Below are 8,351 nucleotides of genomic sequence, written 5' to 3'. Positions count from 1 at the left end.
TCTACCACTGAGCTACCGCGGAACAGGTCGCTCTCAAGAGAGGGCGGTTGATAGCCGCCTCGGTGACTCGGCGCAAGCCGCACAATCACGCTGCGGCGAGATGAGCCGGTAAAGCTTGTGGAGGAATTTCCTGGGCGACGAGGTCTTCGAATGATCGAAGGAAGAGTGGCTCCGCGGGTAGGATTCGAACCTACGACCAGCCGGTTAACAGCCGGCTGCTCTACCACTGAGCTACCGCGGAACAGGTCGCTCTCAAGAGAGGGCGGTTGATAGCCGCCTCGGTGACTCGGCGCAAGCGCCTTCGAGATAAAAAACAGCCCGGTTCGAAAACCGGGCTGTGAAAAGTTGAGTGATGGTGGGGCGCCTTCAAAAAGAAGACGCTCACAACCTCGCCAATCATGGTTAACCAGATCTTAATTTCACACCGACCCGCCAAAAGGTCGCAGGGGTGAAGCATGGGCGCCCTGCCCGGCGGCGCCTTCGCGTTGCTCCTTGAGCCACCCAGTCTCGCGACCATGTGTAACAGCGATACGTCGGCATCTTCCCGCCGGCCGACTCGGCGGCTAAAGCGTTCACCATGAACGAACCCGACGACCAGTGGTCGGTCACGCTCCAGCGCGGCGTGGCCAGCCTCGACTTCCAGGTGGCGCGCGATCCCGCCGTGGCCGCGCCCGTCATGACCGGCCTGCTGGGCGACCTGCGCGGGGCGCGGGCGATGGTCCAGGCCGCCGCCATGGCCGCCGCCGAGGCCGATCGCTGGGTGGCCGCCGGGTCGGGCGACATTCCCATTCCGCGCGCCCTGGTGCTGACCCGCCGCGACCTGGCCAAGGCCAAGGCCGCCGAACCGCCCGGCAGCACGACCTCGCCGTTCACGGCCGGCTACGCCGCCGTCTATCGCCTGGAGCTGGCCCGCCTGCTTTGGGCCGCCATTTCCGACGCCCCGGCCCGCCGGCTGGAGGAACTGGCCCGCCGGGTTCCGGCCAACTAGAAACGTCGCCAGAGGGCGATGACCGCCCCACGCTCGCGCAGGGCGTTGCGACCGGAGGCCGTGCCGGTGAGCCCGGCCTGGGCCGACCAGCCGGCCGGCAGGGCGTAGACCGCCGAAAGCTCCAGGTTCAGGTAGCGATAGGCATCATAGCCGCCCTGCCCCGCTCCGAGCGACGACACCGCATAGGCCTGCCCCATCAGCATGAGTGACTTCTTCGGCCGCACGCCGAGCGTGGCCTCGAAGCGCCGCTCGTCGGGCGGATCGCCGTCGCGGCGGCGCAGCCCGCCCTGGACATCGGCGAAGACCTCGCGGCCGCCCAGTGTTCCGCTCCAACCGACCAGCAGGCGGCTGTCATATTCGGTGTCGGGCGAGCCCTTCTGCGCCGCGCCCGGATCGGCGTCGCCGCCCGGCAGGCGCACCGAGGTCTGGTTCGACATCACCCAGCCGTCGCGCGCCAGCAGGCGGTAGCGGACCCCGACCTCGATATGCCCCGGCTCGTCGGCGCGGCCGTTGGCGGTGCGCAGGCGGCGGACCGAACCCTGGAGGCCGAGGGTCAGCCGGTCGGTCAGGCCGTATTCGGCGAAGGCCTGCAGCTCGGTCTTGCGGTAGTCGACGATGTCGACCGCGCCGCCGCCGGCGTCGAAGCCGTAGGTGCTGTCCTGGGCGCGCAGGCTGACGATCACCTCCTTGCCGCCCTTGGGCTGGGTCCAGGCCGCCGCCTTGGCCTGGCTCCACGACGCAACCGTCGCCACAGCCGCCAGCAGAGCGACGCCCCCGCGCCGCCTCACATCGAAGTCCATGCCGCCTCGCCCCTCCGCGACCGGTGAGCGATGATAGAAGCACGAACTATCGCTAAGGCTGCATATGATTTTATGCGATTGACTCGCAACAACATGAGTCCTAGATCTTGTTGCGAACCAATCGCAAATCGATGTCGGGTTTTCCCTCCCCTCACCCATGACATCGCCTGCGTCCGGCGGGGCTCTCCTCCGCCGGACGCCTTTTGCGCCGAACTGCGTCCGCCGACTCCCCGCCGACTTGGAGGTCTCAATGAGCTGCGCCTGCGGACTGGAGATGGACTTCGAGGACACCGGCCCCGAGGGCCTGGCGCGGGGCGAGCGCCTGCTGCTGTGGGGCGTGCGCACCTGGGCGGCGCTGCGCCTGCAAGGCCAACCAGCCGACGCCGCGATCCGCGCGACCTTCGCCCGCAACGCCTCGCCGCGCACGGCGGCGCTGTTCATGCAGACCATGCTGCTGGTCGAGAGCGATCTCGTCCGGCCGTTGCAGATCCAGTGCCCGCACTGCGCCGGCTACGCCATGGACGAGCAGCGGCTGGTGACCGCCTGCGGCCTCGCCGCAGCGGCGCCGGGCCTGGCCGCAAGGCTGCTGGCCCCGCTGGTGACGCGGCCCGAGGTGGCCAGCACGTTCGCCCGCGCCCTCAATCACGCCCTGGCCCTGGACGGCTGCCCCCTGCCCGTGCGGATGGGCGAACCGGTGGAAGAAGCCCCGCCCCTGCGCATGGCGACGGTGCACTAACCCCGCACGCTGGAGACGGCTTGGCGGAACGGCGCAGCTCGCCTATCCAGAAACCATGACCGCTCCCCGTATCGTCGCCCGCGACCTGGCCTATTCCGGCTGGCTGCGCCTGCATATGCTGACCCTGGAGACCGAGGGCGGCGAGCGCTTCAAGCGCGTCGTCGAGGACCATGGCTCGGCCGTCGCGGTCCTGCCTTACGATCCTGAACGCAAGGTCGCCGTGGTCGTGCGCCTGACCCGGGCGCCGCTGCTGATGAAGGAAGCCCAGCCCGTCGTCGAGGCGCCGGCCGGGCTGATCGACGCCGGCGAGACGCCGGCCGACGCCGCCCGCCGCGAGGCGATGGAAGAGACCGGCCTGACCCTGCGCGAGATCATTCCGGCCGGTGAGATCTGGAGCATGCCGGGCGTGTCCAGCGAGCACATGACGCTGTTCCTGGCCGAATACGGCGCGGCCGACCGCACCCACGTCGGCGGCGGCCTGGCCGAGGAGCACGAGGACATCGAGGTGATCGAGCGCCCGCTCGACGCGCTGTGGGCCGAGACCAATGGTTCCGCGCCCGCAGACGCCAAGACCCGGATCCTGTTGCAGGCCCTGCGACTGAAGCGTCCCGACCTCTTCGACGGTCCGCTCTAGAGCGAGACCTCGAAGCGCATGCCGTCATAGGCCGGCTCGACGCCCGGCGGCAGCTGGCCGGCCAGGGCGTTGTAGTCGAGGTCGATGTGCAGGTTGGTCAGGATCGCCCGCTTCGGCTTGGCCCGCTCGATCCAGCTCAGCGCCCGCTCGACGGTGGCGTGAGTGGGATGCGGCGTCCAGCGCAGGGCGTCGACGATCAGCACGTCGAGGTTCTCCACCGCCGGCCAGCTGGCCTCGGGGATCTCGAGAACGTCGGGAATGTAGGCCACGTCGCGGAAGCGGAAACCGGCGGCGCGGATTTCGCCGTGGTCGACGTCGAAATTGACCACCGGGATCGCGCCACTGGGACCATCGATACTCCAAGCCTCGCCGTGCGGCGGCAGACGACGCGCCTCGCAGATGGCCGGATAGCCGCCCTTGGTCTCGAAGATGTATTTGAACCGGAGGAGCAGGCCGTCATAGGTGGCCGGGTCCATGAAGGTCGGAATGCGGAAGCGGTGGTTTTGATAGAACGGCCGCACGTCATCGATGCCGTGGGCCTGGTCGGCGTGATCGTGGGTGAACAGCACCGCGTCGATACGGCCGGCGCCCGCCCGTGCGGTCTGCAGGCGCAGGTCCGGCGAGGTGTCGACCAGCACCGTGGTGTCGCCGCGCGGATCGCCGCCCGACAGCCGTCGCACCAGCATCGAGCAGCGCGAGCGGTGATTCTTCGGCTCGGCCGGATCGCAGTCGCCCCAATTGCCGTCGGCGCGTGGCACTCCGCCCGAGGAGCCGCTGCCGAGGATGGTGAACTCGAGCCGGCCGCCGGTCATGGGCGCGGAATCGCGTCGAACAGGGCGAAGAAGGCGTCCTCCGAACGCTTTTCGGCGTCGGCACGGGTCCAGCCGCGGATCTCAGCCAGCTTGTCGACGATGTGCGGCAGGTGGGCCGGCTCGCAGCGGCGGCCGCGCATCGGCACGGGCGCCAGGTAAGGGCAGTCGGTCTCGACGATGATGCGGTCGGCCGGCATGTCGCGGATCACGGAACGCACGTCCTCGGCCTGCTTGAAGGTGGCGATGCCCGAGACCGAGAACCAGGCGCCCAGGGCGGCGGCCCGGCGGGCCAGGTCCGCGCCGCTGGTGTAGCAGTGCATCAGGATCTTGAAGGCGCCCTTGGCGTGCTCCTCCTCCAGGATCTGGCCCATGACGTCGTCGGCCTCGCGGGTGTGGACCACCAGCGGCAGGCCCGTCTGGCGGGCGGCGGCGACATGTTCCCTGAACACGCCGGCCTGCACCTCGCGGGGCGACAGATCATAGTGGAAGTCCAGGCCCGTCTCGCCGATGCCGACGACGCGGGGCTTGCCGGCCAGCTCGACCAGGTGGGCGGTCGTCAGGTCGACGTGGTCCTTGGCCTCGTGCGGGTGGGCGCCGACCGTGCACCAGATGTCGGCCTCGGTCATGGCGATGGCGTGGACGGCCGGGAAGTTGGGGATCTTGTCGCAGATGGTCAGCATCATCTCGACGCCGGCCTCGCGGGCGCGGGAGATGACGGCGTCGCGGTCCTCGGCGAACTGGGGCGCGTGCAGGTTTACGTGGCTGTCGATGAGCATGCGGTCAGATGGCGGCCTTGGCGGCGGCGCGCAAGTCCGCAATCGCCGTCCAGAACACGTCGGCGCGGTCGAGGTTCACGGCCTCGGCCTCGATCGGCCAGCGGATCAGCCGCTCCCAGGCGCCGGCCCAGCGGTCGAGGCCCGCCGGGGTGCGATCGCCGGCCATGCCCACGGCCATGGCGTGGATCTGGTCGGCCAGGCGCTCAAACAACAGCTCGAAGCGGGCCTGGCCTTCGGCGCCCTTGAAGGTGTCGGCCAGGGCCAGCAGCGCGGCCTCGTCGATCTCCGGGAGCTTGCGCAGGATCTCGCCGGCGGTGTCGTCGGCCTCCAGGGCCTTGGCGGCGGCCAGCTGCAGGGCCTTGCCCGGCGCGCCGTGAGCCATGCGGCCCAGGCGTTCGGCCTGGCGTCGATCCAGGCCAAGGCGATGCTCGACCATGTCGGCGGCGCGCTCGACGCCGGGCGCGGGCACGGCCAGGCGGCGGCAGCGCGAGCGGATGGTCGGCAACAGCTTGCCCGGCGAATGGCTGATCAGCAGGATGATCCCGCGCGCCGGCGGCTCCTCCAGCGTCTTCAGCACGGCGTTGGCGGCGTTGACGTTGAGATCGTCGGCGGCGTCGATGATCGCCACCCGGTAAGGCGAGGACGCCGGCGAATTGGCGAAGAAGCCCGGCAGCAGGCGGGCCTCGTCGACGGGAATCGACTTGCGGGCCTTGCCGTCGTCGGTGGCGCGCTCCAGCACCATCAGGTCGGGATGCGAGCGGGCCGCCACCTGGCGGCTGATGAAGTCCGACGGCGCCGAGCCCAGCAGACCGAAGGCCGGATCGGGCCGCGCGCCCAGCAGCCGGCGGGCCATGCGATAGGCCAGGGTCGCCTTGCCGACGCCCTCCGGACCGGTCAGCAGCCAGGCGTGGTGCAGCCGGCCACGGCCCAGGGCGTCGATGAACGCGGCCTCGGCCTTGTCCTGGCCGTCGAGCGAGAAGACGTCGCGCGGATGCGGAGGCGCGTCGCTCATGCCAGGTCCAGCCGCTCGGACACGGCCTCCCATACGGCCTGAGAGACCTCTTCGATGGTGGCGGTGGCGTCGACCACCGCGCAGCGATCCCGTTCGCGGCGCGCGATCTCCAGGAAGCCGGCGCGCAGCCGCTCGTGGAAATCCAGGCCCTTGGATTCGAAGCGCGCAGCCCCACCCCGCGCGGAGGCGCGTTCGAGGCCGACGGTCGCGGGCAGGTCGAAGACCAGGGTCAGGGTCGGGATCGTGGCGCCCAGCACATGCTCTTCCAGGCTGGCGATCAGCGAGGCCGGCGCATCGCCGCCGGCGCCCTGATAGGCGCGGGTCGAATCGGCGAAGCGGTCGCAGACGACCACCGCGCCGCGATCCAGGGCGGGACGGATCACCCGCTCTACGTGGTCGCGACGGGCGGCGTACATCAGAAGGGTTTCGGTGACCGGCGACCAGCGGTCGGCCGCGCCGTGCACCAGCAGTTCGCGGATCGCCTCGCCGCCGGGACTGCCGCCCGGCTCGCGGGTGACGACGACCTCGTGGCCGAGCGCCTCCAGCCGCTGCGCCAAGAGGCGCACCTGAGTGGATTTGCCGGCGCCTTCGCCGCCTTCGAAGCTGATGAAAGTTCCGCGGGTCACCGGCCTCAAATCGGCTGGAACGCGAGGCTTGTCCAGACCTGGTTGGGTGGGCTCCACACCGAACCGTAAAACCCCCGCGAAAGCGGGGGGGCTAGGCTTTTTTCTGAAACGCGGGGCGCTCGACGATAGAACGCCTGGGTCCCCGCTTTCGCGGGGATTTTACGGAAGAGAAGGTTAGGCGAGCTAGGGCCGCAGCACCGTGGCGTCGCCGAAGCCAAGCGAGGCGACGCGGTCGCGGATGCCCCAGGCTTCGCCCTCGTCGGCGCCGCAGTTGACGACGACGCGGTAGAGCGTGCCGCCGCCGCGATCCATCGGCTCGACGGTGACGCGGCCGGCCGAGGCCAGGCGATCGGCGGCGCGCTGGGCGTTTTCGCGGTTGGCGAAGCTGCCGGCCTGGACACGATAGGCGCCGCTGGACGGTGCATCGACCTTGGTGACGCGCGACGACGGGGCCTCGGCCGGCGGGTCATAGAGATTCGCGGCCGTCTCGCGCGGGATTTCCCGATAGGCCGGCTGGGGCGGCGGCGGGGTGGCCGGAATGGCGGCGAAGCGGCGGGGCTGGTCGACGGCGCTCTTGGGCGCCGGGCCGATATAGCGCACCCGCACACGGGCCAGACCCCTGCCCTTGTAGCCCAGTTCGTCGGCCGCGGCCTTGGAGAGGTCGATCAGGCGATCGCCGACGAACGGTCCGCGATCGTTGACCCGCACGCGCATCTTCTTGCCGTTGTCGAGGTTGGTCACCTCCACGATCGACGGCAGGGGCAGCGTCTTGTGGGCCGCCGACGGCAGGTCCATGTCGAACAGCTCGCCGTTGGCGGTGCGGCGATTGTGGAACTGCTCGCCGTACCACGAGCCGGTTCCGACCACGTCGTAGTCAGGGTCCGCCTTCGGATAGTACCAGATGCCCTTGATCTGATAGGGCTTCTCGGTGCCGCGCAGGCCCTGGCCGTAACCGGGCGGCGGCGGACCGTGATATTCGCGGTCGGGCGAGCTGCTGGCGACCGGCTTGTTGATCGGCAGGCGCGGCGACGGCGTCGCGCAGGCGGCCAGGCCCGCGGCGCCCAGCGCCGTCAGCCCGAGGACCTTCAGCGCGCGGATTTCAGAACTGTAGGTGCGCCGCATGCGTCGCCAAAACTCCGGATGGTCGTCCCCCATCGTGGTTTCAGCTTCGTTCAGATGTTTTTAGGCTTGGTTAAGGATGCCTGCGACAGATCGTTCTGGAGCCGAAGCACAAGCGCTGATATAGCCGCCCGCTCCGGACAGGTGGCCGAGTGGTTTAAGGCAGCGGTCTTGAAAACCGCCGTAGGTGGAAGCCTACCGTGGGTTCGAATCCCACCCTGTCCGCCACCCCTTCTTCAGATGCGTCGCTCTCACGACGCCGAGGCCAACACCTCGGCTGTCGTCGTGACCACCGCGTATTCGCCGTGCAGGTTCGAGAGGCTGAACAGGCTCCACTCCCCGGCGGGGCGCATCCGGCCGTGCAGGTCGGCCTTGTCGAAGGTGAAGCAGGCGTCGCCCGGCACGGTGACATCGAAGCCCTGGCAGGCGGCGGCGCGGACCGTGGCCTCGACGGAGTTGCTGGTGCTGACCCCGACGATCACCAACCGCGACAGATCGCGCGCCTTCAGCCAGCCCACGAGTTCACCGCTGGCGAAGGCGTCTGGGACGATCTTCTCCAGACGGTGCTCGGACGGCAAGGGCTCGAACCTCGGCTGAAACTCCGATGACGGCTCCCCGCGTTGGAAGGCGCCGTCGGGCGAGCGGCTGAAGTGGCGCACGTGCACGACCGGAAGACCACGTTCGCGCCAGGCGGCCAGCAGGCGGGCGATGTTGTCCTCGGCGCCGGGATTGTCCCGGGGGCCGGTATTCTGCGGCAGCATGGCGCGCTGCAGGTCGATCAGGATCAGGGCCAGCTTGGTCATCCCGCCAGCTTGATCGGACGCCTCGCGGCGCGCAACCGGGCCGGC

10 protein-coding genes and 3 tRNA genes (1 of these 13 cut by a window edge) are annotated in these 8,351 nt (G+C 69.7%); 4 read left to right on the top strand and 9 right to left on the bottom strand.

The window, feature by feature from the left end; genetic code table 11:
* Together AC07NG_RS24925 and AC07NG_RS24920 are read right to left on the bottom strand one after the other, a co-directional pair.
* Positions 1–22 (bottom strand) — tRNA-Asn (locus AC07NG_RS24925) (it extends 153 nt beyond the left edge of the window).
* Positions 23–166: 144 nt separating this feature from the next.
* A tRNA-Asn gene (locus AC07NG_RS24920) sits at positions 167–241 on the bottom strand.
* A gap of 336 nt (positions 242–577) precedes the next feature.
* On the opposite strand from AC07NG_RS24920, the gene AC07NG_RS24915 reads away from it, so the two are divergent.
* The gene (locus AC07NG_RS24915; protein ID WP_487288665.1) at positions 578–988 is read left to right on the top strand and encodes a hypothetical protein; all 411 of its coding nucleotides are present in this window, start codon (positions 578–580) and stop codon (positions 986–988) included.
* Here AC07NG_RS24915 and AC07NG_RS24910 read toward each other — a convergent pair.
* On the bottom strand, positions 985–1,788 hold the full coding sequence (locus AC07NG_RS24910; protein ID WP_494597030.1) for a hypothetical protein: 804 nt from the start codon (positions 1,786–1,788) through the stop codon (positions 985–987). The two genes, AC07NG_RS24915 and AC07NG_RS24910, sit on opposite strands and share 4 nt — an antisense overlap.
* 250 nt (positions 1,789–2,038) lie before the next feature.
* Between AC07NG_RS24910 and AC07NG_RS24905 the strand changes: the two genes are divergently transcribed.
* Entirely contained in the window at positions 2,039–2,524 is a 486-nt protein-coding gene (locus AC07NG_RS24905; protein WP_492855470.1) for a hypothetical protein, read from the top strand.
* A 55-nt stretch (positions 2,525–2,579) separates the two neighbouring features.
* The gene (locus tag AC07NG_RS24900; RefSeq protein WP_492855471.1) at positions 2,580–3,158 is read left to right on the top strand and encodes an NUDIX domain-containing protein; all 579 of its coding nucleotides are present in this window, start codon (positions 2,580–2,582) and stop codon (positions 3,156–3,158) included.
* Here the strand turns inward: AC07NG_RS24900 and AC07NG_RS24895 are convergent.
* The 5 genes from AC07NG_RS24895 to AC07NG_RS24875 all read right to left on the bottom strand — a co-directional run bounded on the left by AC07NG_RS24895 (position 3,155) and on the right by AC07NG_RS24875 (position 7,506).
* The gene (locus AC07NG_RS24895; RefSeq protein WP_494597028.1) at positions 3,155–3,970 is read right to left on the bottom strand and encodes an MBL fold metallo-hydrolase; all 816 of its coding nucleotides are present in this window, start codon (positions 3,968–3,970) and stop codon (positions 3,155–3,157) included. The two genes, AC07NG_RS24900 and AC07NG_RS24895, sit on opposite strands and share 4 nt — an antisense overlap.
* Complete coding sequence (locus AC07NG_RS24890) at positions 3,967–4,746, bottom strand: TatD family hydrolase (protein WP_494597026.1); 780 nt, start codon at positions 4,744–4,746, stop codon at positions 3,967–3,969. Before AC07NG_RS24890 ends, AC07NG_RS24895 begins: the two co-directional genes overlap by 4 nt.
* A gap of 4 nt (positions 4,747–4,750) precedes the next feature.
* A complete protein-coding gene (locus tag AC07NG_RS24885; RefSeq protein WP_494597025.1) occupies positions 4,751–5,758 on the bottom strand; it encodes a DNA polymerase III subunit delta' in 1,008 nt (335 codons plus the stop codon).
* Positions 5,755–6,384 carry a dTMP kinase gene (gene tmk, locus AC07NG_RS24880; RefSeq protein ID WP_494597023.1) on the bottom strand — a complete coding sequence of 210 codons (630 nt, stop codon included), beginning with the start codon at positions 6,382–6,384 and terminating at the stop codon, positions 5,755–5,757. The genes AC07NG_RS24885 and tmk overlap by 4 nt, the downstream gene beginning before the upstream one ends.
* A 183-nt stretch (positions 6,385–6,567) precedes the next feature.
* On the bottom strand, positions 6,568–7,506 hold the full coding sequence (locus tag AC07NG_RS24875) for a septal ring lytic transglycosylase RlpA family protein (protein ID WP_494597022.1): 939 nt from the start codon (positions 7,504–7,506) through the stop codon (positions 6,568–6,570).
* Between the two features lie 135 nt (positions 7,507–7,641).
* On the opposite strand from AC07NG_RS24875, the gene AC07NG_RS24870 reads away from it, so the two are divergent.
* Positions 7,642–7,731, top strand: a tRNA-Ser gene (locus AC07NG_RS24870).
* Positions 7,732–7,754: 23 nt separating this feature from the next.
* Here the strand turns inward: AC07NG_RS24870 and AC07NG_RS24865 are convergent.
* Positions 7,755–8,306, bottom strand: coding sequence for a cysteine hydrolase family protein (locus AC07NG_RS24865; protein WP_494597021.1), 552 nt, complete (start codon positions 8,304–8,306; stop codon positions 7,755–7,757).
* Between the last annotated feature and the right edge of the window lie 45 nt (positions 8,307–8,351).

This window comes from Caulobacter sp. GW821-FHT10C03, from assembly GCF_059415485.1.
This window is presented reverse-complemented; position numbering and strand designations above follow the sequence as displayed.

What these genes read in the sequence shown, in the direction of transcription:
- AC07NG_RS24915 (WP_487288665.1), top strand. Translation starts at nt 578, where the DNA reads ATGAACGAACCCGACGACCAGTGGTCGGTCACGCTCCAGCGCGGCGTG.
- AC07NG_RS24910 (WP_494597030.1), bottom strand. Translation starts at nt 1,788, where the DNA reads ATGGACTTCGATGTGAGGCGGCGCGGGGGCGTCGCTCTGCTGGCGGCT.
- AC07NG_RS24905 (WP_492855470.1), top strand. Translation starts at nt 2,039, where the DNA reads ATGAGCTGCGCCTGCGGACTGGAGATGGACTTCGAGGACACCGGCCCC.
- AC07NG_RS24900 (WP_492855471.1), top strand. Translation starts at nt 2,580, where the DNA reads ATGACCGCTCCCCGTATCGTCGCCCGCGACCTGGCCTATTCCGGCTGG.
- AC07NG_RS24895 (WP_494597028.1), bottom strand. Translation starts at nt 3,970, where the DNA reads ATGACCGGCGGCCGGCTCGAGTTCACCATCCTCGGCAGCGGCTCCTCG.
- AC07NG_RS24890 (WP_494597026.1), bottom strand. Translation starts at nt 4,746, where the DNA reads ATGCTCATCGACAGCCACGTAAACCTGCACGCGCCCCAGTTCGCCGAG.
- AC07NG_RS24885 (WP_494597025.1), bottom strand. Translation starts at nt 5,758, where the DNA reads ATGAGCGACGCGCCTCCGCATCCGCGCGACGTCTTCTCGCTCGACGGC.
- AC07NG_RS24875 (WP_494597022.1), bottom strand. Translation starts at nt 7,506, where the DNA reads ATGCGGCGCACCTACAGTTCTGAAATCCGCGCGCTGAAGGTCCTCGGG.
- AC07NG_RS24865 (WP_494597021.1), bottom strand. Translation starts at nt 8,306, where the DNA reads ATGACCAAGCTGGCCCTGATCCTGATCGACCTGCAGCGCGCCATGCTG.